Source organism: Furfurilactobacillus entadae, assembly GCF_045862745.1.
Taxonomy (GTDB): Bacteria; Bacillota; Bacilli; order Lactobacillales; family Lactobacillaceae; genus Furfurilactobacillus; species Furfurilactobacillus entadae.
The window spans coordinates 26,118-52,660 of record NZ_BQXN01000016.1; the positions used below are offsets into that span (position 1 = coordinate 26,118).

Annotated in this window: 37 protein-coding genes; 33 read left to right on the forward strand and 4 right to left on the reverse strand. The window is 45.5% G+C overall.

Translation table 11 applies throughout. From position 1 onward, the window contains the following. Nucleotides 1-854 precede the first annotated feature (854 nt). The 7 genes from ACKTR5_RS07620 (at nt 855) to ACKTR5_RS07650 (ending at nt 6,663) form a co-directional block, all read left to right on the forward strand. Nucleotides 855-980, forward strand: coding sequence for a hypothetical protein (locus tag ACKTR5_RS07620; RefSeq protein ID WP_407880494.1), 126 nt, complete (start codon nt 855-857; stop codon nt 978-980). Nucleotides 981-1,159: 179 nt separating this feature from the next. Then, a complete protein-coding gene (locus tag ACKTR5_RS07625) occupies nt 1,160-3,268 on the forward strand; it encodes a pLS20_p028 family conjugation system transmembrane protein (RefSeq protein WP_407880496.1) in 2,109 nt (702 codons plus the stop codon). Nucleotides 3,269-3,283: 15 nt separating this feature from the next. Beyond that, a complete protein-coding gene (locus tag ACKTR5_RS07630; protein ID WP_407880498.1) occupies nt 3,284-5,311 on the forward strand; it encodes a DNA topoisomerase in 2,028 nt (675 codons plus the stop codon). Between the two features lie 59 nt (nt 5,312-5,370). Then, nucleotides 5,371-5,634, forward strand: a complete 264-nt coding sequence (locus ACKTR5_RS07635; protein ID WP_407880500.1) for a type II toxin-antitoxin system Phd/YefM family antitoxin — start codon at nt 5,371-5,373, stop codon at nt 5,632-5,634. Continuing rightward, nucleotides 5,631-5,897, forward strand: coding sequence for a Txe/YoeB family addiction module toxin (locus ACKTR5_RS07640; protein WP_407880502.1), 267 nt, complete (start codon nt 5,631-5,633; stop codon nt 5,895-5,897). Before ACKTR5_RS07635 ends, ACKTR5_RS07640 begins: the two co-directional genes overlap by 4 nt. 138 nt (nt 5,898-6,035) lie before the next feature. Beyond that, the gene (locus ACKTR5_RS07645; protein ID WP_407880504.1) at nt 6,036-6,350 is read left to right on the forward strand and encodes a hypothetical protein; all 315 of its coding nucleotides are present in this window, start codon (nt 6,036-6,038) and stop codon (nt 6,348-6,350) included. Between the two features lie 88 nt (nt 6,351-6,438). After that, on the forward strand, nt 6,439-6,663 hold the full coding sequence (locus ACKTR5_RS07650) for a hypothetical protein (protein WP_407880506.1): 225 nt from the start codon (nt 6,439-6,441) through the stop codon (nt 6,661-6,663). A gap of 204 nt (nt 6,664-6,867) precedes the next feature. Here ACKTR5_RS07650 and ACKTR5_RS07655 read toward each other — a convergent pair whose 3' ends face one another. After that, on the reverse strand, nt 6,868-7,572 hold the full coding sequence (locus ACKTR5_RS07655; RefSeq protein WP_407880508.1) for a hypothetical protein: 705 nt from the start codon (nt 7,570-7,572) through the stop codon (nt 6,868-6,870). Nucleotides 7,573-7,683: 111 nt separating this feature from the next. Between ACKTR5_RS07655 and ACKTR5_RS07660 the strand changes: the two genes are divergently transcribed. Genes ACKTR5_RS07660 through ACKTR5_RS07690 form a run of 7 tightly spaced genes read left to right on the forward strand, consistent with a single transcriptional unit; the run spans nt 7,684 to nt 12,556 of the window. Beyond that, nucleotides 7,684-7,995, forward strand: coding sequence for a hypothetical protein (locus ACKTR5_RS07660; protein ID WP_407880509.1), 312 nt, complete (start codon nt 7,684-7,686; stop codon nt 7,993-7,995). A gap of 2 nt (nt 7,996-7,997) precedes the next feature. Then, a complete protein-coding gene (locus ACKTR5_RS07665) occupies nt 7,998-8,591 on the forward strand; it encodes a hypothetical protein (protein WP_407880511.1) in 594 nt (197 codons plus the stop codon). Nucleotides 8,592-8,607: 16 nt separating this feature from the next. After that, nucleotides 8,608-9,891: a hypothetical protein gene (locus ACKTR5_RS07670; protein WP_407880512.1), complete on the forward strand. Its 1,284-nt coding sequence runs from the start codon at nt 8,608-8,610 to the stop codon at nt 9,889-9,891. Nucleotides 9,892-9,895: 4 nt separating this feature from the next. Continuing rightward, the gene (locus tag ACKTR5_RS07675; RefSeq protein ID WP_407880513.1) at nt 9,896-10,546 is read left to right on the forward strand and encodes a hypothetical protein; all 651 of its coding nucleotides are present in this window, start codon (nt 9,896-9,898) and stop codon (nt 10,544-10,546) included. 10 nt (nt 10,547-10,556) lie between these two features. Next, entirely contained in the window at nt 10,557-10,829 is a 273-nt protein-coding gene (locus tag ACKTR5_RS07680) for a hypothetical protein (protein WP_407880515.1), read from the forward strand. Next, nucleotides 10,826-11,962: a phage tail tip lysozyme gene (locus ACKTR5_RS07685; protein ID WP_407880517.1), complete on the forward strand. Its 1,137-nt coding sequence runs from the start codon at nt 10,826-10,828 to the stop codon at nt 11,960-11,962. Before ACKTR5_RS07680 ends, ACKTR5_RS07685 begins: the two co-directional genes overlap by 4 nt. Nucleotides 11,963-11,971: 9 nt before the next feature. Continuing rightward, complete coding sequence (locus ACKTR5_RS07690) at nt 11,972-12,556, forward strand: hypothetical protein (RefSeq protein WP_407880518.1); 585 nt, start codon at nt 11,972-11,974, stop codon at nt 12,554-12,556. Nucleotides 12,557-12,608: 52 nt separating this feature from the next. On the opposite strand, the gene ACKTR5_RS07695 is transcribed toward ACKTR5_RS07690, so the two are convergent. The 3 genes from ACKTR5_RS07695 to ACKTR5_RS07705 form a co-directional block, all read right to left on the reverse strand. Then, nucleotides 12,609-13,121 (reverse strand): hypothetical protein, encoded by a 513-nt coding sequence (locus ACKTR5_RS07695; RefSeq protein WP_407880520.1) that lies wholly within the window; start codon nt 13,119-13,121, stop codon nt 12,609-12,611. 26 nt (nt 13,122-13,147) lie between these two features. Beyond that, a complete protein-coding gene (locus ACKTR5_RS07700) occupies nt 13,148-13,666 on the reverse strand; it encodes a hypothetical protein (protein ID WP_407880522.1) in 519 nt (172 codons plus the stop codon). Between the two features lie 84 nt (nt 13,667-13,750). Next, on the reverse strand, nt 13,751-14,695 hold the full coding sequence (locus tag ACKTR5_RS07705; protein ID WP_407880524.1) for a ParA family protein: 945 nt from the start codon (nt 14,693-14,695) through the stop codon (nt 13,751-13,753). Nucleotides 14,696-15,070: 375 nt separating this feature from the next. On the opposite strand from ACKTR5_RS07705, the gene ACKTR5_RS07710 reads away from it, so the two are divergent. The 19 genes from ACKTR5_RS07710 to mobL form a co-directional block, all read left to right on the forward strand. Next, the gene (locus tag ACKTR5_RS07710; protein WP_407880525.1) at nt 15,071-15,346 is read left to right on the forward strand and encodes a hypothetical protein; all 276 of its coding nucleotides are present in this window, start codon (nt 15,071-15,073) and stop codon (nt 15,344-15,346) included. Nucleotides 15,347-15,595: 249 nt separating this feature from the next. Next, the gene (locus tag ACKTR5_RS07715; protein ID WP_407880527.1) at nt 15,596-17,080 is read left to right on the forward strand and encodes a primase C-terminal domain-containing protein; all 1,485 of its coding nucleotides are present in this window, start codon (nt 15,596-15,598) and stop codon (nt 17,078-17,080) included. A 645-nt stretch (nt 17,081-17,725) separates the two neighbouring features. Continuing rightward, entirely contained in the window at nt 17,726-18,793 is a 1,068-nt protein-coding gene (locus tag ACKTR5_RS07720) for a hypothetical protein (RefSeq protein ID WP_407880529.1), read from the forward strand. Further along, nucleotides 18,780-19,028: a hypothetical protein gene (locus tag ACKTR5_RS07725; protein WP_407880531.1), complete on the forward strand. Its 249-nt coding sequence runs from the start codon at nt 18,780-18,782 to the stop codon at nt 19,026-19,028. Before ACKTR5_RS07720 ends, ACKTR5_RS07725 begins: the two co-directional genes overlap by 14 nt. Nucleotides 19,029-19,030: 2 nt before the next feature. Then, nucleotides 19,031-19,366 (forward strand): hypothetical protein, encoded by a 336-nt coding sequence (locus ACKTR5_RS07730; RefSeq protein ID WP_407880532.1) that lies wholly within the window; start codon nt 19,031-19,033, stop codon nt 19,364-19,366. Nucleotides 19,367-19,368: 2 nt separating this feature from the next. Next, a complete protein-coding gene (locus ACKTR5_RS07735; RefSeq protein WP_407880533.1) occupies nt 19,369-19,566 on the forward strand; it encodes a hypothetical protein in 198 nt (65 codons plus the stop codon). An 18-nt stretch (nt 19,567-19,584) separates the two neighbouring features. Next, on the forward strand, nt 19,585-20,130 hold the full coding sequence (locus tag ACKTR5_RS07740; RefSeq protein WP_407880534.1) for a hypothetical protein: 546 nt from the start codon (nt 19,585-19,587) through the stop codon (nt 20,128-20,130). 11 nt (nt 20,131-20,141) lie between these two features. Continuing rightward, nucleotides 20,142-20,498 carry a MarR family winged helix-turn-helix transcriptional regulator gene (locus ACKTR5_RS07745; RefSeq protein ID WP_407880536.1) on the forward strand — a complete coding sequence of 119 codons (357 nt, stop codon included), beginning with the start codon at nt 20,142-20,144 and terminating at the stop codon, nt 20,496-20,498. Nucleotides 20,499-20,500: 2 nt separating this feature from the next. Continuing rightward, nucleotides 20,501-20,713, forward strand: coding sequence for a hypothetical protein (locus tag ACKTR5_RS07750; protein ID WP_407880538.1), 213 nt, complete (start codon nt 20,501-20,503; stop codon nt 20,711-20,713). Next, nucleotides 20,710-21,144 carry a thioredoxin domain-containing protein gene (locus ACKTR5_RS07755; RefSeq protein WP_407880540.1) on the forward strand — a complete coding sequence of 145 codons (435 nt, stop codon included), beginning with the start codon at nt 20,710-20,712 and terminating at the stop codon, nt 21,142-21,144. The genes ACKTR5_RS07750 and ACKTR5_RS07755 overlap by 4 nt, the downstream gene beginning before the upstream one ends. 10 nt (nt 21,145-21,154) lie before the next feature. Further along, a complete protein-coding gene (locus ACKTR5_RS07760; protein WP_407880541.1) occupies nt 21,155-21,673 on the forward strand; it encodes a hypothetical protein in 519 nt (172 codons plus the stop codon). 22 nt (nt 21,674-21,695) lie between these two features. Then, a complete protein-coding gene (locus tag ACKTR5_RS07765) occupies nt 21,696-22,055 on the forward strand; it encodes a hypothetical protein (protein WP_407880543.1) in 360 nt (119 codons plus the stop codon). A gap of 4 nt (nt 22,056-22,059) precedes the next feature. Then, nucleotides 22,060-23,025 (forward strand): hypothetical protein, encoded by a 966-nt coding sequence (locus ACKTR5_RS07770; protein ID WP_407880545.1) that lies wholly within the window; start codon nt 22,060-22,062, stop codon nt 23,023-23,025. Between the two features lie 32 nt (nt 23,026-23,057). After that, nucleotides 23,058-23,768 carry a CPBP family intramembrane glutamic endopeptidase gene (locus ACKTR5_RS07775; protein ID WP_407880546.1) on the forward strand — a complete coding sequence of 237 codons (711 nt, stop codon included), beginning with the start codon at nt 23,058-23,060 and terminating at the stop codon, nt 23,766-23,768. Between the two features lie 290 nt (nt 23,769-24,058). Continuing rightward, a complete protein-coding gene (locus ACKTR5_RS07780) occupies nt 24,059-24,745 on the forward strand; it encodes a hypothetical protein (RefSeq protein ID WP_407880548.1) in 687 nt (228 codons plus the stop codon). Between the two features lie 5 nt (nt 24,746-24,750). Continuing rightward, nucleotides 24,751-25,080: a hypothetical protein gene (locus tag ACKTR5_RS07785; protein ID WP_407880550.1), complete on the forward strand. Its 330-nt coding sequence runs from the start codon at nt 24,751-24,753 to the stop codon at nt 25,078-25,080. An 11-nt stretch (nt 25,081-25,091) separates the two neighbouring features. Beyond that, nucleotides 25,092-25,517, forward strand: a complete 426-nt coding sequence (locus tag ACKTR5_RS07790) for a hypothetical protein (RefSeq protein ID WP_407880551.1) — start codon at nt 25,092-25,094, stop codon at nt 25,515-25,517. Further along, nucleotides 25,510-25,983, forward strand: coding sequence for a hypothetical protein (locus tag ACKTR5_RS07795; protein WP_407880552.1), 474 nt, complete (start codon nt 25,510-25,512; stop codon nt 25,981-25,983). The genes ACKTR5_RS07790 and ACKTR5_RS07795 overlap by 8 nt, the downstream gene beginning before the upstream one ends. A 4-nt stretch (nt 25,984-25,987) precedes the next feature. Then, nucleotides 25,988-26,543: relaxase MobL (mobL, locus tag ACKTR5_RS07800; RefSeq protein ID WP_407880553.1), on the forward strand; the 556-nt coding region annotated here is incomplete at its 3' end.

Consider the following 26,543-nt stretch of genomic DNA (forward strand, 5'->3'; position numbering starts at 1 on the left):
TGGATATCATTTGTGACACAAAAGCCCAAGCAGCTACCGACTGCTTGGACTTTTTGAATAAGGGCAAGGAAACACGTTCTTTCAAGGACGTGTTGAATCGCCTTACCATGCATAGCATGGTAAAATACAGTTGTTAGTGAAAACCAAGCTAACCAATAAAATATTACTTAGGCCCGGAACGGGCCGTGGTCAATAGCTGTAACCGCTGCACGCAGTGCTAGTCACTACTGTGTAAGTTAGCAGTGTTCCCAGAAGCTCGGCCATTAATGACCGAGTAGTTCACGAGTAAACGTGTTAAACTACGTGTAAGGATTGGATCAAGGGCAACCTTGCCAAAAAGCTAGTTTGTGAACTTGGTGATCTAGTGAATCCGTGGTAAAATAAAATTACGAAATGTAGCAGGACTTGGTCCTCGCAAAAAGCCTTCCCGATGTGGCGTCGGAAAGGCTTTTGTTTTGCGCTTATTAGTTAAGCGTGCGGGCTATGGTCTCGGTTTAGTGCCGATGATGATTGGTTAGCCCCCAATCAAGAACTCGTAGAATGACTCCAACGAGAACGCCTGTTAAGACAGACAAAACGAAATGTAACATTACTTGGACCTCCTCTCATTGATTTACAATGAGCCGAGACCAGGTAATAGCGTATCACAAATGCTACAAGAGCACATTAACTATGTGGTAGCCGTCAGCTAGGAGTAGATTACAAATTTGTGAGTTTGTGTTATGTTGGTGGTGCGATGAAGTAAGAAGCATATTAGACCCCCCTCTAACAGCTGCAGACTGTTAGGGGGTTTTTGAATAAGGGCAAGGAAATACGTTCTTTCAAGGACGTGATGAAATAGAAGGATAACCAAGATGAAGATCAACGACATTTTGCAAGAACAGTTAAAAGACCCCCAATTTGCAGATCTTTATAATGCAAATAAAGAGCGTTCAGCTAGTGCTTTAGCCCTTTATCAGGCGCGATTGCCCACGCGTTAGGGAAGAAGATCAAGGTTGAATTTGTGAACTAAAGATAGTTAACAGAGAGTCGCTGAAGCGGCTCTTTTTTTGTGCATTTTTTTAGATTGCCGCACAACTCCCTACACCCAAGAAAAAGTTAGGGAGTGATCAAGATTTTCAAATTAAAACTATTTAGTTTGGTGTCGGCGCTAGTGTCGATGCCAGATAGTCAATTAGTGACAGACGGTTCAACTAATGGACGCGTGCTTGATTTTTACCAAGCATGGCACCAATACCTAAATCCGTCTAACGTCACAACCAGTAAAATTCTGTACAAGATTTTGGCTGGGGTGGTGAATGGCCTGTACGCTGCGGATACGGCCATGGAAAGTATCTTTAATGCCGCATTTAAAATGATTGGTGTGGCCAATGATCTTGGTTCCACCAAGACCACGGCAGGCATGTTTTTTAGTGGTCTACAGACGCTGGGCATGTCCATTGGAATTTGTGGCCTGATTTTTCTCATTGTGAGCTCGTATTTTGGGAGAGAGGTTAAATACAAACAGCCTTTGATCAATGCCACCGTAGTTTTATTGGTCACGTTTGGCTTACCCTGGCTGACTAGTACGGCAACAACGGCGATTCCCAAAGTTATTAATGAAGAACAAACGACGTCAGTCAACCAGAAAGAAAATGACCAGAAGCCGTCCGGACTATCACTACAGCCAATTCAAGAAAATGTCGTTGACTTAGCTGTGATTGCTAAACATGACTTCAACTACGATTTAGATAGTCAAGGCTTTATCAAGGTCAAAAATGGGGATTACGCGAGCCTTAACGATATTGGTTCGGAAAATAAGTTGCTCCAACAGACGGACTTTTCCGCCACATTAGATGATGACAGTCCGCTAATCAAAAACTTGGATAAAGACGATAAAAAGCCTGGCTCAATTTTAAAATACGAATTGGCGGCCAATTCGGTTGATGATAATGGCACGAAGCAGTATGCCTTGCAAGCTAACAGTCAGCATTCCATTGTGAAAGGGTTAAATGATGTTTATCCCGAATACCGGGTTCATTGGTCCACGATGATTGCGGAACAAATTATGTTAATCGTGATGTTTGGTGTGTTGACCTTGCGGACGTTAATTTCAATTTACAATACCTTTATCTTGTTAGTGATTTCCCCGTTGGTGGGCTTGTCGAATTTAAGTTCGTTAAAGCGGTGGAAGGAATTGATGGGTGCGGTCACTGGCGCCATGATGTCCGTGGTGTTGGAGGTTGTGGTCTTACGTTTATCTCTAGTGTTGCTAAGTTACGCACCATCTGCCGACGCGGTGAGTGGTTTACCGGCCGCAGGGCGTGGGATCTTTATGCTCCTGCTGTACATTGCGGTGGTGGTTGGTGACTTAACTGGAATCAGTGCGATTGAACGTTATACCGGGGTTTCACAATCACACGCACAGAACTTGCAACAGATAGCTGGCGCTGGTGCCCTCGGTATGGCGGCTGGCGCTGGTGCCATGGGAGCTGGTAGAGCTGGCGTGAACGGCGCTTCTAAGGTGGCTGGTGGAATTGGTAACGTCGCTAGACGTGCACCAAGCGCCATTAATGGCGGGATTAATCGGGCAGCGACAATGGTTGGGGCCACGACTCAAGCGGTTGCTCACCCAGTTGAAACCGCCAAAGCTGCCGGCGCAAACGTCAGTGCGAAGGCTAAAGACACGGCGCATGGGATTCAGTCCAAGGTCAATGATTTTGGCCAAGATGTCAAAGATAGCTTTTATGGTGGTGCCGATAAGGTGAAACCAACCAGCGACGCGCAAAATAATCCAAGCTCGACAACAGGCGCTGGCTCAAATGGTGGTGCTACTGGTGAAGCTGGTAATCTAGCACCGGGTGCGGCGAACAACACACCAACGCCCGATGCACATGGAGTTCAACCAACGAGCAACCCAGCGGGCAACAATCAAACGGCCCATGGTCTGCAAAACCGGCCAGGCAATCAAGCCCAACGCCCTGGACAAAGTAATCAAGCAACGATACCGTCCACTGAACCAACTTCCAGAGTGCACCAAACTGGTGGCACGGCGCAACGGGCCGATACGACTAAGCAAGGTCTACAACGGCCTGAGACGGTCGACCGAGAGGCCCAAAAGCGGCCAACGCCGGTTGGGCAACGATCAGCACGGGCTGAACGCAATGGCCAGCATCAGGCACCACGATTAGGCAGTGCCACGCAGCATTTACAGAGTGCCCAAAACCATTTGGCGCAGGGAACCCAAATGCGTCAGGTTCAAGGCAAAGAACTCGATGATGATGAATAGACGGAGGCGTAGAACATGGATTATTTGATTCTGGCGGAAAAGCCCAGTGCTGCAAAACATTTCGCGGCGGCGCTAGGTGGTCGGTCGGGTAGCTTTGACGGCCATTCTTATGAAATAACGGCAGCTCATGGACATTTGATGGAGTTGGATCAACCGGAAAACTTGGTGACTCCTAACTTGGCCGCCAAGTATCACGAGTGGAACTTGGAGACAGTCCCGTGGACCATTGCTGATTTCACCTGGGGCCGCACCTATAAGCAGTCAACCAATCCACATACTGGAAAGAAGCAAAGTTCGAAGAGCACCATCGATCAAATTAGAAAGTTGGCCACCCAAGCTCAAGCCATTGTGATTGCGACGGATAACGATCCCTCTGGGGAAGGTGAACTGCTGGCGTGGGAAATTATTAATGCCATTGATTGGCATGGCCAGGTGTTGCGCGCCTTTTTCGACGATGAGTTTAAAACCGCTTTTACTAAAGCCATGGGACAGCTGATTGATGTTACCGACCAAGCACATGATGGGGACTACGTTAAGGCTGACGTGCGTAACAAGTGGGATTGGTTATCAATGCAGTTGACCCGGGTATCAACCTTAGCAGCACGAAATGCAGGTTACAACGTGCGCGTGGCCCCGCAAGGTCGCCTTAAATCAGTGATGGTCAGCTTAATTTACCAACGGTTACAGGCCATTAAACAGTACGTGCGTAAGCCATATTATGAAGCCCGTTTTCATGATCAATACGATAATGTATTTAAACGAAAGCTAACGGAAGCTACCCTCATGCAGGCGCAACATGAGCAAGCTAGCGCCGCCCAAGCTGATGTTGATCAATTGCACGCAACAACGGTACAAGTACTAAAGAAGACGGCTAAGCAACAGATTCCGCCACCACTGCTAGATTTAGCGAAGTTGGCCGGGAAGTTAGGCCAGCAATTTAGTGCTAAACAAGTTCAAGACACTTATCAAGCAATGTACGATGCTGATTATATGTCGTATCCGCGGACCGAAGACCATGTGGTAACACCGGATCAGTTTGCAGAGTTGGTGGAACATCGGGACGCCATTGCTCAGTTAGTGGGTGTCGATCCAAGCCAGTTAACGCACTTGGAGCCGCGAAAAACTCATGTGGGCAAAGGCAGCCACGGGGCTAATCGTCCAGGAAGTAAATTGCCCCAAAGCTTGGCTGAGCTTGATCAATTTGGCCCCGCTGCCCAAGCAATCTACACAGTGGCGGCACGTAGTGCTTTAGCCATGCTGGCCGAAAATTATCAGTACATGGCGATTGATTTAGGTCTACAGGATTTTCCCGACTATCAAGCGACGCTTAAAAAACCAGTTGCATTAGGTTTCAAGACGGTGCTGGGCGATGAGATCAAGCCTGTGAAAGTCGGTAAAACCGCCCAACCATTTGTGTACGAAGGGGCCAATAAAAAGCCAGCAGCACCAACGACAAGTTGGCTATTTGGCTACTTAGAAAAACATCAAGTGGGCACAGGAGCTACCCACTTGAGCACGATGTCTAACATTTCCACCGGGACTGGCGCGCTGGTTAAGGAGACCAAAGGGAAGTTATCTTTGACCCAGACCGGACAAGTGACGGCCGTTATCGCGAAGGGCACCATGATTGCGTCCACCACGGTGACTAAACAACTATTTGATGGCATGGCCGCCGTGGGTCAGTTTGAAAAAGACCCTGACGCGGTCTTAAACACAGTGACGCAGGTGACGGTGCATGATAAGCCCATTATGTTGGCCAATGCGAGTGCGTTGCGTGAGGAACTGGGGCAACCGACGGGGGACTTGGCTCGAAAACCAGTTGTGAAGACAGCTGGCACAACCGCCCAAGGCCAACAAGTTAAATTCAACCGGACATGGGCCGGTCATCGGTTTACTGACGCTGAAGTTGACAAGTTGCTGGCTGGCGACCAGATCAGTTTTACGTACACCACCAAGGCGGGTAAAGAAAAGACCGCCACCGGCGATCTTCAAAAACAAACGTATAAGCAGCACGAGTTTTGGGGGTTTAAATCCAATAAGTAACAAGCACCTATGTTGCGTACGCCATTGACGTACGTTATAATATAGTTGAGGTGATTACTATGGAAAATTACACACCAACAAATGCACGCAAGAATTTTTATAAAATTCTGAAAGACGTGAATAACCAAAAAAAACCGATTACAGTGATGCCCGCAAATGGTAATGAGAATGATGCTGCCGTTGTGATTTCCAAAAAGGATTGGGATTCAATTGCAGAGACGTTGTATCTAGAAGGTACCGGTACTATGGATAAAGTGCGTCGGCGTATGAACGATGATAGCGACTTTACCAATGTTGATGCTATTGATTGGGACGAACTATGAGTGAATATCAAGTGCGAATTAAAAATTCGGCTAAAAGTGATCTTAAGAAGTTGAAGCGATCCCATTTGAAGGAACAGTTCTTGGATATCGTGAATACATTGAAGTCCAATCCCTATGACTTAACGCAATCTTTTGAAAAGTTACAACCCACTAGTGCTGGATTATACTCGCGTCGCCTGAACACCCAACATCGCGTTGTGTACAGTATCGATGACGAAACGAAAACGGTCAGTATTTTCTCAGCCTGGAGCCATTATGAATAATTGTGTTTTGTTAGAGAAGCTTCGGCTTCTCTTTTTTTGTGCACTTTTTCGGTTCATCAGGAAACTATGTAAGGTGTAGCTGTACAAGCATGAAAGTGGAAGTGAGTGAATAACTACACCTGAGGAGGAACATTTGCGATGAATATGAGTGATTACGAACAACAAATTATCAATTCGGACAAAACCGCAGTTTTACAAGTTGCTGACGGTTGGTATTTAGCAGACCAAGGTTTATATTGGCCTGGCTGGACATACAACGAAGAAGATTTCATTAAAGACACGGTGACGATTACTGCTAGATTATCTAAAGCAAGACATTTCAATTTTGATGATGAGCAAGATGGTTTTTATATTTTTGCAAAATCAATTGCCAAAAATTTCCCGCACAGTAAATTTGTCAGCGTTTCAATCAAAATTGATGATGGTTCGATATTTAATCCTGATCCGGAATGAACAGCCACCTACGAACGGCCTGGTGAGTGATTGTGAAGATAACGAAGAAATGTAATGTCGCAAATTATGATGCGAGGGGGCGTGTAAGATGGACAGCCTAGAAGGCGAGGAAGACCCTAATGTAGTTAGAGTATTGCTTTGGGTATTGGAAACACGAGATCCAGGACTATATGAAAGGATTCAGTCTCAGCGGCCTCGATTACTAAAAAATTCTGTGCTTGCTCAAGCTGAGACTTTAGCTTACGAGTATCGTGCTGAGTTGGAAGATTCAGATATTGACGGGGACTGTTTGTATAAAACATTCGATCGATAGTGAGGGGATTACACAATGAAAATAATGAAAAACTATTTGCAACTCGCTGGTAAGTGCTTTCTAGCGATGACAGTTTGCACAGCGTTTTTTTACTGTCTATGGGGTTCTCTGTATTTGGATAATAAGTTGTTTGAAGATGGGTTTATCAGTTATAACTGGTTTACCTATGCCACATTTACTTTTGAATCGCTTTCATTACTCGGCTTATGGTTGCAGGCCAAAGCTTTTTTGGAGGACGTCATTGAAAGTTGGCCAGCCCGAAGGTAGCTGGATTGTGGTGGGATTAAAATTAAGAATCTGTTGATAATTAAGAATGAATACTAGTGCGAGCATAAGCACAACGAGATTTGACCAAGTGCCAACGCGCTGATAGCGTAAAATCGTATAAACGTAGGAAATTGCTGATAGGACAAGCAGCATAATCATCGTGATGTGTAAAATTGGGAACATTACGGGTAAAGAAAATCCGTTGGTTTTGCCTAATTCGAAAAGGTTTTGAAAAGTGACATTAGCGTAAATATTCATTTGTGCGGGGTCCGGTTGAACATGTATTAATTGATAGAGTAAGATACCAAAAAGTGCGTTTACGGGGATAATTCCTAAAGGTTTTATCCAAGAACTAGTTTTGTGTTTCACAATTGTGTATAGCAAAATGGTAATAACAACAGTGACAAGTGTAAGACGAATCTCAGTTATGTGGGATTGGAGTTCGTTTAAAATAAGACCGTAGGAACGAATAAGAGTAGTAAATATGGAAAAAAAGGCCCATGCTAAGAAGTTCCACCATTTATCTCCTTGGCCATTACTGCCAGTATAAGACGTGTTTTTAATCAAGTATGAGACATTCATATTGTTGTTAGTGATACTAGCGTGATTATGGTCACCATTTTGGTTAATTTTATTGAACATTAGAAGCATCTCTTTCTTGAGGAGCCTTGCTCCTCTTTTTTTGTGCGCTTTTTTTAATTATACGGCAACTCCTTAAGGTATAGCTATATCAGTCAAACAGGAGGGGTCGTTGTGGATTACAACATGAATGGTAATTATGGTGTTTCAAAAGGGGTACGGGCCCGGATTAAGTTGGGCTTCATTTACATTGTCGACCTTTTGGGAGTCGGTGTGATCTTTATGTTGGGGGTGCAAGGCGCTAAGTTGTTTCCTCCGGATCAAGCGTTGAATCAGCTCATTTACTGGATTCTGTTGGTTGTCCTGGCGTTGTATACCATGATCAAGCCACATGACAGTTATCACAAAAATACGTACATGTTGCTGGCAGTCGTGAATCGACGGGCCAAAAGATATCACAGCATGAACCGATACGAGGAGTTATAAGTATGCCCATTCAAACCAAAATGGAACCAGAAAGTAAAAGCAAGGTTGCTAATATCTGGCAATACCTCAATTACAAGGCGTTAGTTGGTCCAAAGCATTACCTGGCCCTACAACATGAGTACGGCTACGCAGAGCTATTAACGATCCGCGGTCAAGATTTAGACAGTTTGAGTAACCAGGAACGGATTAAGAAACTCAACGAATTCGCGGATTTTGAAGGCAGTAACCTGGAAGATCAACAAATCATTTTCACAAAATTCCCGACGGACACATTAAGTCAACAAGGGTATTGGGGCCGGTTGTACGCCCGCTTGTTAAATGAATTTGATGCAACAACGGATCCTAGACGGCGTCGCAGTCTGAAACGTCGACAAATGATGGTGATGGACGCGATTAATACCGAAAAGACGATTGCGGACCAACTATTTAATTTAGAATTTGTCCTGGTCATTTTCAGTAAACGCTTGTCCGAGCTTGATAGTCTCGTTAGTCGGGCCAAACAAACCGGTGGTGAGACGGTCATTTTAGATGACATGACTGTGGCTGAAAAAGAACGGTTGTGTCACACCATGCATAATTTGAACACGGAGCTATAGAGAGGAGCGGACCAACATGAAGCAACGCGAAAAGGATCGCCTAATTAACGAAGGTTACGATCTACATTTAATTGAAAAGACTCAACCACAAGGGAACGTCAGCTTTAAAGAAACTTATTCTGTCTTTGGCGATGGTGTGGCTGCCTGTTTGGATGTGATGGAGCTACCCTCACATGGCATGCCGGACTACTGGTTGCGCCCGTTAGTTACTAACGACGACACATTAACGGTGTTGTCTGTTGGTACAGAAAACACGGAAGAAATCATGGCGTCACTTGCCCGTTCCACACAGGAAAAGGCTTCGCAAATCAGTGGTAACAACAGTTTGCAAGGCAATATGGAAGCTAACAACGATACGCAAGATAACATGGCGCTCTTGCAAGATCTGATGCAAAACAATTTAGTGATGAAACGGCTGTATATTCGCATTTATGTGTACGCTGATGACCTCACCGAGTTGACGGCCAAAATCAAAAAGATCAAGAAAGACATTGGTAAATTTCGCGTCTGGACGCTGCCCGGGGAACAAGACGCGGAATGGCAAAGCATGTTCACGCCGACCATGTTACAAGAATCATTGCCCGGCGGGCGTAAAGGGATTCCGATTAGCCTGCGTGATTTAGGTGGCGGGCTGCCATTTGATCATGTGAAGCTTGACGATCCGTTTGGCAATTATTATGGGTACACCAGTACTTCCGGCGCCGTTAACTTTGATTTTTACCGACGGGATCAACACCGCACGGCCTCATTCATGATGGTGCTTGGTGCGCCTGGGATGGGTAAATCAACCTTTCAAAAGATGGTCGAAGATGATGGCTTTATGCGTGGCAATTTCATTCGCAACTTTGATGTGTCCAACGAGTACCGGTCAATGACCACCCACTATGGTGGCGTGCTAATGGATCTAGCTGGTGGACAGTACAAAAACAATCCGTTTGAGATCTTCCCGACCATGACAAATTTTGACGGCACGACCGTGGATAAGATCGGGAGCATGAACAATCATTTTGCCAAATTACAGAGTATTTTCGAATGTGAAAACCCTTCGGCTACACCAGATGATCAAATGGTATTACAACAACTGTTAAGTCAGTTTTACATTGATTTTGGCCAAAGCCGGCATGCGGTGATGTGGTCGATGAACCCAGAGCGTGATTACGATCTGATCAAGAATACCGGCTTGCGTCATGAAGAATATCCGGTGTTGTCCGACTTCGTCACAGCGTTAGATAGTTTTCGGCGCAGTCAAGAGTACCGCACCGTCAGCGCCGTCTGTGGAGCGGATCTACAACACGTTTAAATCAATGTTACAGACGCACGGTGACTTGTATGAAGGTGTGACTAATTTGCCGGATTTGAGCCACGAAAGTGTCGTCACCTATCAAACTGAGCGGTTAAAAAGTTATGGCGAAGGGACGTTCAATGCGGTGATGATGTCTACCCTGTCGATGTTGCAGGCGGATATCGTAAACAACGGGAAGAAGTACCGGGCGTTAGTTAAAGCCGGTCAAGTCCGTTATGAAGACGCACCCAACTTTGAGATTCACATGGACGAAGTCCAAACGCTTTTAACGCCGCAGCACCCCACGGTCGCTCGGTTCATTGCCGAAATTATGGAACAAATGCGGAAGAACTTTTGTGCCATGGTGATGGGCGCGCCGTCAGTCCAAGGGATTATTATCCCCTCTGAACCGGGGAAAAAAGATACGCCCTATCAAACCGACGTTAAGAAGATCTTCGAACTCACCAATTACCGGTGTTTCTTTAACACGGCGCCTGAAGACATGCCCCTCTTACGTTCCGCTTTACAAAAGTCGATTTCTGATGCGACGTTGAGCGAAGTCAGCGAGTTGGAACAAGGGGACGTGTTCATGAACATATCTGGTTACCGAAGTTTAGTCTTTCATGTTCAGCCATCAGACGAACAGGTAGCCCGCTTTGATGGCGGAAAATAGGAGGCCCATGATGAGTAAAAAAGCACGTGCGTGGCGACACCCGATTAAGGCTTTGAGAAATGATTATCAATGCAAGGTGGCGCGAGGCCAGGCTTTAAAGGGCCGAAGTTCGCAGGACATTTACCAGCTGTGGCCGTTGGTAGCTGTGGCTGGTTGTATCACCACCCTCTTACTCGTCTTACTAATGCTTCACGCTCCAGTTTGGGTCCTGGTGTTGGCGTTGGTCATCATGGGCACCTGGTTGTTGGTGTGGCGCCAACGTGATCGAGGTGATCGAGATTGAAGAAGTGGCTTAAAGCGCATCTGTTATTAAGCGGTGGGATCGCGCTCGCGATTGTTGGTGTGTTGGTGCTGGTGTTACTTAGTTGGAGCGTGTTTATTGCCATGATTTCGAGTTCTAGCAGTTCAAATGATTGTGATACAACGGCGGCTACTGGTGGTACCGCCGCCGGCGTGACCACCGACATGGCCGCTAACGCGAAAACTATCTATGATTATGGTATTCAGCACCATACGACCAGTGCCGGCATTTGTGGAGCTTTAGGCAGTTTTCAGAGTGAGTCTGGCATTCAGTTTCACATTTTAGAAGGCGGTATTTCAGATGCCTTAGGGTTGAACAATCCGAATGTAGGGATTGGTGTCGAACAATGGACATTTGGGCGACATACCAATCTACTGACCTTTGCCAACGCGCAAGGTAAAAACTGGGACGATCCAAATGTGCAATTAGATTTTATGTGGAGCGAAGTGCAAGGCAATGCCACCTATCGCAAAATTTTAACCGAAACCGATGTTGATCAGGCCGCCAATGATTGGTTGACCAAGGTTGAAGTTCCGGGGAATTTAAACCAGCCCATTCGGGCTCAGCAAGCCGAGTACTGGTATGCCAAACTGGCTGGGAGTGATCCTGTTACCAGTGGGACCATTGATGCCGGAAATACCGCCAATACCAGCACTAGTACAGACAATGACGGTTGTGATGCCGGTGGTGATCAAAATGATGCGGCCGCTAAAGGTGATGATTATCCGAAACAGTACAAAGACGCTGAAAAGGACTCAACGACTGATTCACTTAGTTATTACAACCGTGAGTGTACCTCGTTTGTGGCCTGGCGATTAAAGCACCAAGGCATCGCGGATAATCTGATTGAGAATAACGGTAATGGTGGTGAATGGGCCGCTAATGCGCGTAAAAAAGGTGTCCAAGTGGACCACTCCCCTAGCGTGGGTTGTGTGGCCGAATTTGAAGATGGTGGGTACGGACACGTGGCCATTGTGTCCGCCGTCAAAGGCTCAAAGGTTGATCTGGAAGAATATAACTGGGCTACGAAATCCACCCCGGATGGTGACGGTAGTTATCATACGCGTACCATCGATGCTAAAGACGCGTCCAATTACTTACATTTCAAGAAATGAGGCAAAAAAATGAATCAAACCAGTAGTAAACAAGCTTGGCAGTTGGGGATCCTCGTGGTGGTCGCCCTGGGCCTTGGTTTTGTGGGTGGCAACCTATTGACAAAACATGTTCAGCCCCCGCGGGTGGTGACTAAGACAGTGACGAAAAAACAAATCGTCCACGAACCGGCAAAAGCCCAGGCATCAGGAGACGTGACGGTGCCTGAGGCCACGTTAACCGACCGCGCTACTAAATTAGTTAATGCGGCGTATAGCTACAGTACAAGCAGTTATGCGGATCGCCCAAAAGCAGTTGGACAGTATGGTAATCAAGCGGTCGTAACGGCGTTTACTGGACCTGCAGATCAGCGTAAACAAAACGCCAAGGTTCAACAAGCAACCAGTATCAACTCCACGGTGCAGGACGTGCATGTCTATCAGGGGGCAAAAGACGCTAATGGCAACCTAACCGCAAAGGTCTTTACGACCTACACGGTCACCTCTTCGCAGTTTGATAATGGTGAACGTAAAGCTACATCAGTGTATGACTTAACGTTTAACGTCAAGCAGCAGAAATTTACACAAGCCAAATTTGACGGATCATTGGCGAAATAAGGCAAACAAAAAGCAGGTCGCAATCATTAAATGATTGTGACCTGCTTTTTGTTTATTTTGTGACAATATAACAGTAAGGATTTGCAGTTTGACTATGACTATCTGAGAAACCAGTATATTTAGTTTGACTACTTGCTGTAGTTCCGTGTATTTTTTTGTCAAAATTCATGATTAATTCTTGGCCACTGTTATGTGTTGTTATTTTTATTTTGTTAGTACCTGTTTTCTTCCAAGAACCTGGGTAAATTGTATCTGCTTCAGCTCCTTTTTGAAATGTGTTATCAGCAATTGATAAATTTTTTGCACTTTGAGAAACGGTTTGTACTTGAACTTTATGATTGGATGTAAAGCGATAAATATAGACGATACCGTCATTGACTGAGGATTCATCTAAATTCTCTTTACTGGATGAAACGAAAACAACTTGTCCAGTTTTGGTGAGCTGTTCTACTGGCGTTTTTGGTTGAGAATGTTCTCTGGCAGATTGTTTTCCGCAAGCGGTTAATGTGCAAATTAACGTCAGCGTCATTAGTGAAATTATGATTGCTTTAAAATGATTTTTCATGTTTACTGTCCTTTCTTTTCAACGATCTACAAATTGTAATCGCGGTGCCAGCGATCATACTGATTTTGATCAATGATACCAAGTTCAAGCAATTCATGAGCTGCACCATTAACATAAATGGATGTAATTAGGCCTTTAGAACCAGCGCGGTGCTTCCCAGAAGGAGTTGTGGTTAATTGCTTGATAATATCGTTCATACTTTTAGGGCTTAAGATAGTTGTGGCCACAGAAGCAGCCTCACTTTGATGCTTTGCTTGAAAAGCTTTGATACGTTCTTCAACATCTGTGGCTGGTGAAGCAGCATTTGAATCAACCGCGGGCACGCTTGTTTCGCTTTTAGTAGGTGAAGCAACCGACGCTGAAGTTGCATCGCTTGTTTTTTGTTCAGTAGCGGCTGTTGAACCATCAAACATGCTTACTTCTGATTGTGGGTTAGTAGTGCTGTTTCCGTCGGCAAGCCGGGTCTTCCATAAGGGTTGTACTGGAGCGTCTTGCTCTGCAGTTTTACTTTCGACGAGCCGTTCCTTAGTATTCTTTCTACTCATAGTTTAATACCTCTTAATTTAGTAACACTTTATAAACTATTACTATTATACAACATCATAGTTTATAAATCGTTGTGAAATTGTTTAGTTTTGGCTGGTAAAGCTACCATTGCTGATCAATTCATTGGCGAGTTGGAAATAATTATGAATAAACTTTTCCTTTGGATCGCCTGACAACGTTGCAGGTAAGCCTTTGTAACCGGCTGAACTGGCAAAACGAATTGAATTTGGAATTTGAGTATCTAAATAATTCAAATTGTTGTGCATGCAAAAACGCATTAGGTCTTTAGTAACATCAGCATGTAATACTGTGCGAGCTCGAACTTTAGTGGCCAAGACACCAGCAATGTGAAGCTTAGGATTGTATTTATCACGGATTGTAGCAACACGTTGTACGATATTGCTTAAACCATCAACTGAAAATGGATCTGGTTCAATGGGAATGAGCATTTGGTCGACAATGCTAAGTACTGATGATGAAACAGCCTTAAGTTCAGCTGGCGTGTCGAAAAGGATTACATCATATTGTTTGCGCAGGTTGTCGAACTTTCCAGCTAAGATATTGAAATAGTAACTGTCCAGGTTAATACCTTTTGTGGTTTCTTTATTGAAGTCCTCACGACTCATTTCAAGTAGCTTTGGACCTTCGGTCTGAAGCAGGTTCCACAGATTATCTTTCATACGTTGATCGTATTCGGCTAATTGATCAAATTCAAGGTAGTTCATGTCCTTGTTTGAGGCAATGATGTCGATGTTTTTGTATGCTTTCACAACTGTTTCTTCTGGGGTCATGTTGCCCATGAAGATGTCATACGAGGTGGCGTCGAAAGTTGAAGAGTCGAGATTAAAACTGGTAGCTGCGTTACCACGATCATCAGTTTCAACAACAAGAATTCTAAGATCAGGATACTGTTTTGATAAAGCACCCGCTAAATTGACGGTTGTGGTTGTTTTACCAACCCCACCTTTTGGAAACACAACTGCCAACATAACTGCTTCTTTATTGCTTGGAAATTTTAAAGTTGCCATATTAATTAGGCCCACCTTTTTGCAAGAGTATTGGAACCGTGACTATAAAACCATTATGTTACATAATATGTTAACAACGTATGCTTAAACATAATAGTTTATATGATGTTAAATCGTAGTTTCTATAACGTATGATATGACAGGGTTTTCTAAAAGGCAATAGAAAGTAAGTTGTAATTACGTTAAAACATAATATATTACAAAACAAAACAGTAACATCATAGTTTATATGGTGTTACTGTAAAAGGCGCCGCATTAAGGTTTCTAGCGTGTAAATAATTATTGAAAAGGCTTGCTAAATCTGAATGTTAAGAATATACTAATTTCGTTGAGAAATAACATTCTCAATCAGGAAAGTGAAAGTCAGGGACACTTATGCAACGATCAAATGAATTAGATATCGAAAAGCGCAATGAATATGTCAAGTTTCTTGTGGAAGTGTTGGTTAGAAAATATCACATATCAATGTCAGGTATTGCCCAGGACGCAGATATTTCGGTTTCAGGTTTGTCTGCCTTACTAAGTGATAGCCGAACACTCCGAGGAGCAACAATCGATCAGCTTGAAGATTTGCTGATTGATTTGTATCAGCCTTTACTGGACTTTGAAATCCAGATGCATCAAGCCTTTGTTGATGAGCTTTTCAAATAACATTATTGAATTGAAAACAAAAAAGAGCCTAACCTCATTCCATAAATAACCCATTCGTTTGGCCGCGAAAGTTATCTATGGATCCACAGTAGACCCTTGATTTGCTATTAACTTGTAAATCTATTATAGCAAATTCTCGGAAATTGTCACGCATTTGGTGAAAAGCCATGAAGTGTGTACACTACGAAACTGGTTAGGCTAAGCAAAAATGCTGAGTCTTTTTTTATACCAGAAAAGAGGTGAACCCACATGGACCAAGCCTGGCAGGCAATTGAACAGATCTTGCACCACTCATTACATACTTATCAGCCCCGCAACAGTAAATTAGTTGCCCTGGCTGATCATGAAGATCTTAATAAAAAGGGCGCAATCGCTGGTTTTCGCTCGAAAGCGGCCATGAGCCACAGTCATGGGGTGGTTTACACCTCGTTTGAAGCATTACATAAAGACTATACTAAGTTGACCCACTGGACCCCTAATCCATTTGTTTGGTTGGGCTACGGTGGCGCTGACCGAAACTATATTCGTGGGCACGCGGCGAATAATCTCCAACAACTAAACGCATTTGTGATTGATGTCGACTTTGCGTCACCTGCGATGATGAAGGCCCAACAGTCCACGATTCTAGAACGCTTAGTGATTGATGACAACATGATTCCAACCATGGTCTTATCGACCGACAAAGGGTTTCATGCGTACTATGTTTTAGAGCAACCATTCTTCTTTAAGCGCCATGCCAATGGGCAGATGCCAGGGCTGACAGTGGCGCAAAAGATCGCTGATAACTTAAAAGCATATGTTAGCCAAGGATTGCCTGCCGTTGATGTTGGTTGTAACAACTTTGGGATTTTTAGAATGCCACATGAAGATAACCTGCTGGCTTATTTACCCGAATCCACCTTTAGTTTTGATCAATTTGCTGATTGGTCAAAGCGTTTTTCTGCTACCCAAAAAGCCCAGGTTGATTTACATGTGGTGCAAACACCCAAGTTTGCGGCCCAAACCCAACAGGCCTGGTTCAAAGAACTTTTACAAGTGACGGACATTCATGCAGGGGAGGGGCTTGGTCGGCATAACACCATCTTAACGTTGGCCTTAGCGTGTTACTCATCGGCGTGGTCAGAGGCTGCCGCTTTTGATTTACTGGATGAATTTAATTCTAATCTAGCCGCGCCTTTACATAACCAAGAGGTTCAGCGCACGGTGCATGATGCGTTTAGTGGCCGGTACAACGGCGCGGCCAAGGCCTATATTCGTGAACTATGCGCGATTTGGTTAGGCACAACGCCCAAGTTTGGCGCTGGTACCCCAGCTCAGTGGACCAAGTTTGCCAAGCCGCGAGCAGCCCGGCAGTATTCCCACTTACATGAATGGGCCAGCGACGTCGTCGCTTACGTTAATCGGGTAGGGAATGGCCAAGACCGGATCGCTATTTCAACACGTGATCTACGGAAAGCACTGCACATTAGTGCGGCCTCGTTACAGAAAGTTTTAAGTCAGTTACAACTAGCAGGAAAATTGTTTGTCCAACCAGGACGTGGGAGTCGGCCTGCTTTAATGGCCACGCAAGCAATGTTGATCAAAACGCTCTTAACGAAACAACGTGCCCAGCAAGACGCCTGGTGGACGTTTATTCGACAGGTCCTAGTAGACCTGGATCAATTTAAAGTGGCGGAGACGACGGCTCAACCGGCACCAGAGATCCTTTTATTAGCGTTGGTTGATACAGGTTAAATTTGTGCTCTACTTTGCCATAAAGGTTTTATCTCTTAGATACTTAGTTTTTCTCTGGGCAGCCGTTTAGCCTTGGGATGTGCTTGCTCGGCGTTCTTGTTGTGGGTTTAATGAACTTTTGTTGGCGTTTTCACTTGTGTTTCCGGCGGAAGTTTGCTTTAATAAAAATGAACATGTGTTCGCATTATGGTACGGTTAGTTTGTGAATATTGCAGATTGTGTCTTTGTGATTATTGTGCTATGTTTACAGTGTTAAAAATTGAATCTTTTTGAGCCCTGTCATGGGGACACAAAAAAAGAGTGCCTCAGCGATAGTTTCTTGGTATTGGAAGTACCAAGGCCTTCGCTGAACGTACAATAACGTCTCAACACGTTATTGCACTAGCACCCTTCTACTGTGATGGTTATAGCATCACAGCATCTTATTTTAGCAGATTTGCCATTGTTTTCCTACGACAGATGCCTGTTATCTAATAATTCGGGTTGTGAATGATTGGGTGAGAGGTGTTGTGGGGGTAATCGGTTATTTGAGGAGCTGTATACTACAAACTAACAGTGAGGGAACTAGCGCATAAGCGTTAGTTCCCTTTTTTGTGTCCTGATGACAGGGCTTGAACCAAAGTGAGCCAGAAGGGGGCACTAGTGATGAGTGAAGTTGATAAAAGTGCGTTAGAGGAGTCGTTACCTGAATTTGATTATGGGGCATTACCCGATGATTTATCCGGGCGCATGCATGAACGGGCGTTGAAGATTGTCCAGATCAAGGCGTTAACCATTACAGCGTTGGGACAACAGCTGTATGAAGCGCAGCAGGATATGGCGTCAGTTGGCAATGGAACACCACTGTTTACCAATTGGCTAAAGGCGCAAGGCTTCAGTAAGCAGACTGGGTATAACTTAATTAATCGTTTTCACCTCGTCCAAAATTTGGACGAGGTGGAAGATAAAGAATTATTTGAACAGTTACCAAAATCGTTGACGTATGAGATGTCTAAACCGTCCGCGTCGGCAGCGTTGAATCAACAAGTCTTTGCTGGTGATGTGACAACGACCAAGGAATACAAGGCATTGGAGCAGAAATGGAAGACGGAACATGACCGGGTGTCGATTGCCGTGCAAGAGCGGGCCAGTGCAGAACGGGAACAAGAACGCGCCACGAAGGCGTTAACGGTGTATCGGCAAGATAGCCGGGAGTTGCGGGCGGACAAGAAGACGTTACAACAAGATGTGCGGCGTTTAGAACGGCAATTACAGACGGCCAGTGACCAGGAGCCGGAAGTGATCACGCAGGAGCCTGCTGATTATGCCGATTTAAAGGCTAGTAAAGCTACACTGACCGAAACGGTCAGTCGTTTACAAGCTGAGCTTACAGCGCTCAAAGCCCAACCAGTGGCGTCTAATCAACACGCTGACCAACAGGCCAAGGTGGCAGCGTTACAAAATCAAATTCAAAACCTGGAAATGGTCGTCAATACCCGTAAAGAGGTTAACGAAGCCATGCGAGCCGGGCAGCAGTTGTTAGAGAAGATCGGGGGGATCTTGTATCTGCCAGGGTTGGCGAAATTAGATCACGATGACGCCTTAGTGACGTATTCGTTTGAATTTTCAGCGGAGATGAAACGGGTGTTAGCGCAGTTAGATCAAGTGCTACCCCCAAAGAAAGTCATCAAAGGGGCGTTTAAGGAAGGGGGTAAAGCCCATGCGGCCAACTAAGCTTCACGCCCTCTGGGTGTACGAATATAACATTTTACAATTACGCTTACGCCATTTGGAACAACAAGTGGGGGGTAAAGCGGCGGAATGTGAACGCGTGTTGTGGTTAAACGCACCGGCTGATGACTTGGATCGGGTTCTCGACGAGTTAGCCGTTCTACAGGCTGATCATGCGTTGTTAGTTCAGCAAGTCCATACAATTTCGCATCGCTTGCGCCGCGCCAGTGAGGTGTAGCCATGGTGGGACAGCAGTTGCATCGCCGCCCTGGTCACCATGAAGGACTGCGGATCGAGGATTGTAACGCGATCACGGTTCAATTATTGTCTGCGCAACCACAAGAACAACGGTTACAACCGGCCATTTTGGCGGTTAAGTTACCACAAGCCTTGCGGACGGACGAAATCGCGCGGCGTGAGGTCGTGATGATCATGCGTTTAGATCAGGGGGTCATGGTGAAGCAAACAGCGGTGATCGTGGCCGTTTGGCGCCTACCACACCCCATTATGAGCGAATGGTCACTGATTGGGACTGAGCAGGCAATGTATTACGGACCGCTGAAGGGCGGTGCCTAAAGATGTTGTACACGCAACGGCCCAAGCGCGAGACAGAACGGCAACAACGTGAGCATCGTCGGTTGCAAAAAATGATTGCGGGTTCCTGGTCAGAATTGCCAGACCGCCCACAAAAGTGGCCGCGACTGCTTGACCGGCTTTTGCCATGGTTAGTGAGTGTGCTGGCTAGTGGATTGTTAATTCGGATTTTGTTTTTTTAGAAGGGGAACAGGTAGCACATGACTAATTTATTGAATTCACGGGATACGATTTACATGGTTAAACCAGATAGTTATGCAGCGGAATGTCTGGATAACCAGGGAAAACATCATCAAATCCAGCAGGAAGCAATCGCTATTTACACCGAACTGTTGAACCTTGATTCAACTGAGAATTTGGTTGGAGTCATGCCATATGACTTTTCAGCTGTGGTTGTTGACGGCGAAACCTATGCGTTTGAGGCTGCTTTAAAGAAAGCGCAAGACGGCTTTCGCGGATTTAGAAAAAATAGTCCGCTCTTTAAAAAGCTGGAGGAAGCGCGTAAAGGCCTTGTTAGTAAAGATCATTATTCTCCCTTTACGCTGTTTGACGTATTTGGACGAGTACCTACCGGTCAGTTTGGCCAAAGTCGACGCAATCTTACGGGATCGCATAGATTCACAGGCGACAACGTGGGTGAGAACTACTATTTCGTTAGTGTCAGTGATCTAGAGGCCATTCCTGAAGAAACACGACCTGACTTAGATCCCATTACGTTTGACGAATATTATCAAGCGGTTAGATAGGAGATGATTAGATGATGAATAGCGCAATTGAGGGCATGTTTGCCCAGTTTAATGACGCCCGCGCGTTACAAAATGAGGTTCAAGGATTTTTAAAAAAGGCACCGTTTAATGCGTTGGAAACCCAAATGCTGCTATACCTACAGACCAATGAAAAATTACACCCAGGTGAGTTTGGCCGTGCGGTTAAGTATTCGCCGGTCCTGGTGTCGAACAGTGCTAGGCGGTTGATTGAGCAAGGGTTGATTGAAACAAGAATGGATCGAGCTGATCGCCGCGGTCATTATTACCGGCTTACAGCGAAGGGCATGCGGCGCGCAAACGAAGTGTTCACGATTGTTAAAGCATATGCAGAACGGAAAGAGGCATAGTCATGGCAAAGTTTATTATTATTGATCAATGTTTAAATCAAGCAGTGTGTGACGCGACGGGGGGACCGTTGCTGTTTAACGATGCCCGCAGTGCTAAACGCTGGTTGACCGACCACACCGGTGGTTATTCAGACAATCGTTATTATTTTCACCGTGAAAAGCCCAGCATGCAGGTATTTGACCACGCGATGCGGATTGGTCGGGTGTTGGTATGAGACCACGGGTAAAGCAGAGCCTTTTGGGGGCTGGCTTATTATTTTTTGCCTTTTTACTGATTAGTGGTGGGTTTTGGACGTTTACACACCGACCATTGCAACAAACACCGCATGTTCAAAAGCGCGTACAGCAGGCGGTAAAAGTGCGCTCACACAAAACAGTGGTGATCTTTTTTCGACCGGGCTGTGCGTATTGTCGGGCGGCAACACCAGCGATCAATCAGGCTTTAATCAAGCATTCGGCGAACACCATTTTGGTCAATACGCGCTCGTCAGAAGGTCGCCAACTGTATCCCCAATATTCAGTCACTTCAGTGCCAGTTGGGGTGGTTATTGATCATGGCCATGCGTCATGGCCGCAGGCATTAACCCATGGGTCATCATCGGCGATTCGGGTTGATCAGCGAAAACTGACACACTTATGGAAGTGAGGAGAAGAAAGTGCAAATATTAAGCGAAATCGGTTGGGGTTGGTGGTTAATTGCAATAGTGCTACTGGGTACCTGGATATACGAAATATTTTGGACTATTTCAGAAATGAAAAAGGGGACAACAGACGAGCTTCGATTATTCTTTGGACCTTTTGCAATTCTTGCAGTATCCATGATTTTCTTTTTATTTTTTTCTTGCGTGGTATCTTCTGCAACTCGTCAGAATCAGCCATATAACACAGAAACAATTCGTCCTCAAAAGATTATCTCAGTTAAAAAATATAATGTTTCTTACCTTGCACACGATGAGCATGCTGTGAAATCTACTAACGACTTTCTATCTGATTATTCCCACTCAGTTACCAGAGGAATGGTATCCGTGGGGCAACCTAAAATTGTAATTAAGTACTACCATCAAAAGATTACTTCGGAGGCATTCAAAGTACCCGATCAATGGTTAGCTACACAAGTAATTGTTGATGCTACAGTGCCAAAATCACAAATTTCGTCGCTTTATTTAGACAACTAACTTACAGAGGAAGGAACGTTCAATGAATGAACCACGGGTGTTCTTACAAGCTCGCTTAGTCTTACAACACGGTTTAAGTGAGCGGGTGTATTGGTTTGAAGTGCCCACCATTTTACCGGTTGAAATTATTGAAAAAGGCGTGCTCGGTTTAGCAACGTTTCCTGATCGTGAAGCAGAAATGCTCACCATGATTTCGTTCACGAATGATCGAAAACATCAGTCTAATCAGCAGCCACAGGGCGCCGAAGCGGACCGTTTAGGTGTTGTCTTGACCGTGTTTGATCCTGATGAAGATCCTAAAATGACGCCGAGTAATTTGTGGCCCCAGCTAATTGATGTTAATCAGTGGCTGGTTGAAACCAGCGTAAAAAACAAGGAGTGAATCCATGAAAGTGAAATCAATGCAACAACGGGCGAAGCGACTTCAGCAGCGCTTCAGTCATTTCGGTTTTTGGTATCGTGAACATTTTAAATGGCTGAATTTGGGTGTGTATGGGGTCGTTTTGACTCTCATTTTAGGGTTATTAATTGGGACCCGTTTCTCCAATGCGGTGACCGGGGTGACACCGGTTAAGCTCAACCAGTACGCTAGCTTCCAAAATGGTTCAGGGCAAATGAAGGTGACGTCAGTACAATACAATGCGGCCAAACAATTCATGGTTTTACGCTTTGAAACGCAAGCCGGTAGTGGGACCAGTTCGGATAATGGACTGTCGACAAAGCACCTGGATTGGCAGTTTCAAGTCCTGAATGGGCCGCTGGCCAAAGCTGAAGTGATCCCGACCACCAGCGATAAAGTTGTGGTGGCGGTGCGGCATTTGCCGAAGCAGTTTAAAGCAATGCGTATTACCGTGACCAATGATAATGTCCCGGTAAATCTCGCCGCTGATACGAATTCAAACAGTTCTAAGAATCAAAAGAACGCGCAAAAACAACTCCAGTTTAATGTCTTGCCCAAGCAGGTTAAAACCGAGCATGGGCTGAAGTATGAGGGCCGTAAGGCTTACGCAATTGGGGTGGTTGGCGATGAAATTAAACAGCAGCAAGGGTACATTGCTCAGAACCAACAAAAAATTAAGGACGCAAATCAAGCCATCAATACGGCCAAAGATAACCTGAAACAAAATCAAGCGGATAACCAATACAATACCGCGGGTCAAAAGAAACGAAATGAACAAACGGTGGCCACGTATGAGTCACAAATCAAATCACAAACGGCCACGGTTAAGACCCAACAGGGCAAAATCAAGAGTCACCAAACTAAGATTAAACTGTTGCAACAAGAGCAACGCGACATTCAATCCGGGGCGTATAAGCTACAAGGCTCAGTCGAATTTAGTCGCTTTAAGTAGCGGTTTACAGGATTTGAGAAAGGAAATTTGTGGTGGCAAAACAACAAATTAAAGCGTATCGACGCGATGCATTAACCCAATATGTCACCCCTGTGTTGACCGACACCGCCTTAAAAACTAGTGGGGCTTGGTTGGCTTTTATCGGGATCTTGTACTGGTATTTGATGCTCCAGAGCTTACCCGGATTAATGTTAAAACAATCCAATTCGCAACACCCTCAAGTGATGTTGATGTGGCTGATCGGGTGGCTGGGGTTGTTGGCAACTTTGCGATTTATCAAACCGCAGCCGGCATGGTTGACCCCCGTCAAATGGTCAAAAGCATTCGGGTTAACGACCCTGACGGTCGTGGGGTTATTCGGAAGTCAAATGGCTTTGAGCTGGTTTAATCGCGCCGTTAGTGGTCAGGTCATGACGCCAAATAATGCCGTCTTTGAAGCCCTGTTAAACCAACCGCAATTGACCCTGCTGGTGATGATTGACGCGTTAGTGTTGGGACCGTTAACGGAAGAATTGGTGTTTCGTCAGTGGTGTATTGAACGGCTCCTGGCGCGGCGAAGTGTGGGGACCCGGATCGGAATTAGCAGTGCTTTATTTGCGACAATTCACCTCACCTCGACCCCCGTCGGTTGGCTCATTTATTTTGTTTGTGGCTGTTTATTGGCCACGTTATATGTAAAGACACGGCAGTTACGGTGGTCGTTTGGGGCCCACATGTTGATCAATTTAGCGGCCTTGTTGTAGGTCAAAGGGCGTGGTCATTGTTCTAGAACCAGGGGGCAAACGATCATGCCCTGTTGCGTTAATCAGGGTTAAAAAGGGTGTGCACAAACGTGCACAGAAGCGTGCACAAACGTGCACATTTTAGAAAATCTAGTCGACTCCGAAACCGCCGGTACTACCGGCTATACAGCGAAGCTGTATACTGGTTTCCCTTATGCTCTTTACCATGATCCACCCGGTTTTGGTGTGATTTTGGTCAAAATGACCCCGTGCGTTATGCTGTCACGGGTCACTAAACGGAGGTAGGACACATGCAAGAACTTGGTCAATTTTTAGAATCAATCATCAATAATTTTATCGTTAGTTTTAAAGCAAGCGCTGCACCTGTATTGTCAGCATTGTTGTTATGCTTTTTGGCACAATTGTGTCCATGGATCGAGATTTCCACCTTAAAAGTAAAAGTTGTGACTAAAAACATGCGTAAACGGCATCTATTAATAATGATGTTCGCAATTTGTTGCCTGACTAGTTTGTATATTGTTGTGCTGCTTTTGTGGGCGTTACTGTCCTCAGCGACGTCTTTCTTGATTGCTGGAAAACTCAATGATGATCCGTGGCTACTCTTACAGTTTTTGGTACTTGTCGGGCTGCCTATTGAAATCATTGGTTTAAAAATCATGAAGCATTTGCGTTCTTTCATGATTCGTTTATGGCGGCCACAACGGGTCGTTAAATTCCCGTGCTTTGACGCCACAAACCATTTTGTCTTTCACGCGTCCGTCGACGTTATGAACAGGGCGAAGCACAAAAAAATCGTGTTGCCTCGCAAACTCCTCAACACAACTGAGGGTGCGAAAATTAGCGTGAAAGATTTGCCAGGACTGAACCCTGATGTGCAAGCGTACCTTGAAGACTTGGCCCAAACAATTGGGTACCAAGCCATCGCCCGGTTCGTCGAGACGAAGCTACACAATTCTCAGGAACGAAAGGACAGATGATCGCCATGAATGAATCAATTACTATCCGAGGGATTAAGTCAACAGATAAAGAAAGACTACAAGTGATGGCGAAAGCCAACGGGTACGAAACGCTCAGTGAATTTTTACGGGATCAACTCCAACAAGTGATCCAGACCCAACAGGCTAATGCCTTACAGTCGTATTTGGGCCCAGCGCTGAGTGAAATTAATCTGAGCTTCAATGCTTTTATGCGGGCATTAAATCAGAACACCGAGGGCGTGGCCAAACTCACCCAGCTGGTCGAACAGCTACAAGCCAATGACACGGAACTAACGGAAATCTTACTCAACGATGAAATGGAGGCGGAATCGTGAAAGAGGGACGAATGACAATCAGAATTAACGTTAAAGATCGGGATAAATATCTGGCCGTCAAAGAACTTTTGGGGGCTAACTCCGACAGTGAGACAGTGTCCAAGATGGCTCGGTTATGTTGGCAATTATTTGTCGCCAGTAGTTCCTTGTCGGTCCATGATCGATTAAAAGAACTCTTGCGGGTGCGGGACAATGACTTGACGAAAATTAACCGGCGGTTGACGGCCCAGGGAGATCTGTTGTCGGAAACGTTATACGGTCTGTTGGTAATGTACAAAGCCCTCCATTTGGATAATGACCAACAGCTCCAACAACTGACGAGTATGTACACAGATGGGACGCCAGAAAATGGGATTGTTAAACAATTGCGGGCGCAGGTGATGCGAGATAAAGATCGTAATCAAACCATTAAACGAGAGGGACGAACTGATGAATAACGACGCCGGCACGACCCGTTACGAGCAAGCTTTTAAACTCATTCAAGAGCTCGAGGAATTTAACACGGTGGAAGCTTCCTGGGCTGACTTAATCGGCGACGATGTGAACGGTCGGTTTGTGAAACCGGTGGTTGAGTTGCGTGATCGTGACGGGCGCCCATTCAGTCCCCAAAAGCAACAATGGCTCCGCGAAGCGCGGCAAAAACTTTTGATGATCCGAGAATTATTAGGGGTCGATCAGGGTGCTCAAACCACTAGCCCAATGCGACTTAATCGGCAGTATGCCCGCGCCCTGCGGGCCTTTGATTTATCGTTAGACGCGATTGAAAAAATCATGAATGTGGATCGTTCATATCTACGGTGGAAGTTGAAAATTGGCGACTGCCCACGGTCGGAAGATTATGATGTCCTGTTGCACTGGCAGCGAGTGCCGTTGGTCAGTGACCGGCAATTTATGAAGGGATAGCGGCATGAGTAAAGCAATTTTTAGTGATCCGGGGACGGACACGGCAGCGGTGGTAACGCACTGGCAATACACAGCGCCTAATCAGCAATTTGTGGACTACATGCGCGATCACTTTGGCGATGATGGGGTGACCAAAGTGGCCCCAGAAGACCTGGACCGCATTAAAGAACAGATCCTGAATCAAAGTGGCCAAACTACTGATCACGGGTACGACGAAAACGATGTCAATGGCTATGTAGATTACATGAAACGGGACTACGCGACGGCCGCTGCAACCCCAGAGTTGTTGCCGACCTTTAACGGACAGAAGCTGAATTTTACCCCGACTGATGAGCAGCAGTTACGGGACCAGTTGGATCAAGCGCAAGCCAATGGGTCTATGTTGTGGCAAGGGGTAGTCTCCTTTCGGCATGATTGGTTAAAACAACAAGGCGCTATTGATGAGCAGGGGGTGGTCGATCAGAGCCAAATTAAGCGGGCAATTCAGGCCGCCATGCCGGATCTTATTCGTGATGAGGGCTTATGCGCCGACGCCTTTTGGTGGGCCGACGTCCATTTGA

What these genes read in the sequence shown, in the direction of transcription:
- ACKTR5_RS07665 (WP_407880511.1), top strand. Translation starts at nt 7,998, where the DNA reads ATGCCCATTCAAACCAAAATGGAACCAGAAAGTAAAAGCAAGGTTGCT.
- ACKTR5_RS07715 (WP_407880527.1), top strand. Translation starts at nt 15,596, where the DNA reads ATGGACCAAGCCTGGCAGGCAATTGAACAGATCTTGCACCACTCATTA.
- ACKTR5_RS07650 (WP_407880506.1), top strand. Translation starts at nt 6,439, where the DNA reads ATGGACAGCCTAGAAGGCGAGGAAGACCCTAATGTAGTTAGAGTATTG.
- ACKTR5_RS07705 (WP_407880524.1), bottom strand. Translation starts at nt 14,695, where the DNA reads ATGGCAACTTTAAAATTTCCAAGCAATAAAGAAGCAGTTATGTTGGCA.
- ACKTR5_RS07635 (WP_407880500.1), top strand. Translation starts at nt 5,371, where the DNA reads ATGGAAAATTACACACCAACAAATGCACGCAAGAATTTTTATAAAATT.
- ACKTR5_RS07700 (WP_407880522.1), bottom strand. Translation starts at nt 13,666, where the DNA reads ATGAGTAGAAAGAATACTAAGGAACGGCTCGTCGAAAGTAAAACTGCA.
- ACKTR5_RS07745 (WP_407880536.1), top strand. Translation starts at nt 20,142, where the DNA reads ATGATGAATAGCGCAATTGAGGGCATGTTTGCCCAGTTTAATGACGCC.
- ACKTR5_RS07785 (WP_407880550.1), top strand. Translation starts at nt 24,751, where the DNA reads ATGAATGAATCAATTACTATCCGAGGGATTAAGTCAACAGATAAAGAA.
- ACKTR5_RS07765 (WP_407880543.1), top strand. Translation starts at nt 21,696, where the DNA reads ATGAATGAACCACGGGTGTTCTTACAAGCTCGCTTAGTCTTACAACAC.
- ACKTR5_RS07730 (WP_407880532.1), top strand. Translation starts at nt 19,031, where the DNA reads ATGGTGGGACAGCAGTTGCATCGCCGCCCTGGTCACCATGAAGGACTG.
- ACKTR5_RS07620 (WP_407880494.1), top strand. Translation starts at nt 855, where the DNA reads ATGAAGATCAACGACATTTTGCAAGAACAGTTAAAAGACCCCCAATTT.
- ACKTR5_RS07670 (WP_407880512.1), top strand. Translation starts at nt 8,608, where the DNA reads ATGAAGCAACGCGAAAAGGATCGCCTAATTAACGAAGGTTACGATCTA.
- ACKTR5_RS07725 (WP_407880531.1), top strand. Translation starts at nt 18,780, where the DNA reads ATGCGGCCAACTAAGCTTCACGCCCTCTGGGTGTACGAATATAACATT.
- ACKTR5_RS07680 (WP_407880515.1), top strand. Translation starts at nt 10,557, where the DNA reads ATGAGTAAAAAAGCACGTGCGTGGCGACACCCGATTAAGGCTTTGAGA.
- ACKTR5_RS07640 (WP_407880502.1), top strand. Translation starts at nt 5,631, where the DNA reads ATGAGTGAATATCAAGTGCGAATTAAAAATTCGGCTAAAAGTGATCTT.
- ACKTR5_RS07795 (WP_407880552.1), top strand. Translation starts at nt 25,510, where the DNA reads ATGAATAACGACGCCGGCACGACCCGTTACGAGCAAGCTTTTAAACTC.
- ACKTR5_RS07655 (WP_407880508.1), bottom strand. Translation starts at nt 7,572, where the DNA reads ATGTTCAATAAAATTAACCAAAATGGTGACCATAATCACGCTAGTATC.
- ACKTR5_RS07750 (WP_407880538.1), top strand. Translation starts at nt 20,501, where the DNA reads ATGGCAAAGTTTATTATTATTGATCAATGTTTAAATCAAGCAGTGTGT.
- ACKTR5_RS07720 (WP_407880529.1), top strand. Translation starts at nt 17,726, where the DNA reads ATGAGTGAAGTTGATAAAAGTGCGTTAGAGGAGTCGTTACCTGAATTT.
- ACKTR5_RS07790 (WP_407880551.1), top strand. Translation starts at nt 25,092, where the DNA reads ATGACAATCAGAATTAACGTTAAAGATCGGGATAAATATCTGGCCGTC.
- ACKTR5_RS07740 (WP_407880534.1), top strand. Translation starts at nt 19,585, where the DNA reads ATGACTAATTTATTGAATTCACGGGATACGATTTACATGGTTAAACCA.
- ACKTR5_RS07645 (WP_407880504.1), top strand. Translation starts at nt 6,036, where the DNA reads ATGAATATGAGTGATTACGAACAACAAATTATCAATTCGGACAAAACC.
- ACKTR5_RS07735 (WP_407880533.1), top strand. Translation starts at nt 19,369, where the DNA reads ATGTTGTACACGCAACGGCCCAAGCGCGAGACAGAACGGCAACAACGT.
- ACKTR5_RS07780 (WP_407880548.1), top strand. Translation starts at nt 24,059, where the DNA reads ATGCAAGAACTTGGTCAATTTTTAGAATCAATCATCAATAATTTTATC.
- ACKTR5_RS07710 (WP_407880525.1), top strand. Translation starts at nt 15,071, where the DNA reads ATGCAACGATCAAATGAATTAGATATCGAAAAGCGCAATGAATATGTC.
- ACKTR5_RS07630 (WP_407880498.1), top strand. Translation starts at nt 3,284, where the DNA reads ATGGATTATTTGATTCTGGCGGAAAAGCCCAGTGCTGCAAAACATTTC.
- ACKTR5_RS07770 (WP_407880545.1), top strand. Translation starts at nt 22,060, where the DNA reads ATGAAAGTGAAATCAATGCAACAACGGGCGAAGCGACTTCAGCAGCGC.
- ACKTR5_RS07625 (WP_407880496.1), top strand. Translation starts at nt 1,160, where the DNA reads ATGCCAGATAGTCAATTAGTGACAGACGGTTCAACTAATGGACGCGTG.
- ACKTR5_RS07675 (WP_407880513.1), top strand. Translation starts at nt 9,896, where the DNA reads ATGTTACAGACGCACGGTGACTTGTATGAAGGTGTGACTAATTTGCCG.
- ACKTR5_RS07695 (WP_407880520.1), bottom strand. Translation starts at nt 13,121, where the DNA reads ATGAAAAATCATTTTAAAGCAATCATAATTTCACTAATGACGCTGACG.
- ACKTR5_RS07755 (WP_407880540.1), top strand. Translation starts at nt 20,710, where the DNA reads ATGAGACCACGGGTAAAGCAGAGCCTTTTGGGGGCTGGCTTATTATTT.
- ACKTR5_RS07690 (WP_407880518.1), top strand. Translation starts at nt 11,972, where the DNA reads ATGAATCAAACCAGTAGTAAACAAGCTTGGCAGTTGGGGATCCTCGTG.